The following is a 911-nucleotide window of genomic DNA, read 5'->3' as shown; positions in this document are numbered from 1 at the left end:
GATCCGCAGTGTCGACATCCTGGGCCATCAAATTGATACGGGCATAAATATTGTCGTTGTACTTTCCGTTTGCATCGAGGGTGGTGCGCCAACCCTGGCTGGTATAGCCAGTCACGTCGCCTTCCACGAAAGTCGCGTCCTTGGGCAGCTTCGACACCATGTTGATGGCGCCGCCCGTCGAACCGCGCCCGAACGCGAAGGACGATGGCCCCATGAACACCTCGACCGCGTCGATGTTGAACATGTCGCGCGTGTACCAGCCGGTGTCGCGGATGCCGTCGCGGAAAATGTCACCGCGTGCCGAGAATCCTCTGATGATCGGGTTGTCGCCCTGCTGACCACCCTCACCGGCGGAAAAGGTGATGCCGGAAATGTTGCGTAAAGCTTGGTCCAAGGTGGTGACGTTCTGCTGCCGGATCACCTCCTCGGTGACAACATTGACCTGCTGGGCCATGTCGAAGATCGGCACCGGCAGGCGTGCGACGCCGGTGGTGGTGGCGACGAATCCGCCGGTATTATCCTGCACCTGGACGGTCGGCAGCTCCACCTCAGTCGCAGCCTGCTGCGCAAGCGCAGGGCCGCCAAAGGCCGAGGCGACCCCCACAGTCACGCCAAGTGACCCCTTCAGGGCGAGGCGCGCAGTATCCGCATGCTTCGACGCCCGCACATATCCCCAATTCCCCGCCGACATCATTTCATAAGCTCCGCAAAATCGGCCCTAAGAAAATCACAATCCAGGACACTCATATATTTCTTGTATGCTGACTCTGGCCTTCACTTCAACATAATCAAGCAACATTGTACTTAGACCTATTTTAATAAGACGATTACTTTTTGCATTGGAATAATTTCAATCTGTGCCCACCATTGCCGCACCGGACCGGGCGATCACCTACGGAATGGAGATGGGC

General features: G+C 57.3%; 1 protein-coding gene. It reads right to left on the bottom strand.

All coding sequences use genetic code 11. The features are described from left to right. Positions 1-694, bottom strand: a 694-nt coding sequence (locus tag V5F77_RS28975; protein WP_429008498.1) for a TonB-dependent receptor plug domain-containing protein, incomplete at its 3' end; no start/stop codon positions are given. Positions 695-911: the final 217 nt, after the last annotated feature.

It is taken from the genome of Roseixanthobacter psychrophilus, from assembly GCF_043195195.1.
Classification (GTDB): Bacteria; Pseudomonadota; Alphaproteobacteria; order Rhizobiales; family Xanthobacteraceae; genus NCEH01.
This window is presented reverse-complemented; position numbering and strand designations above follow the sequence as displayed.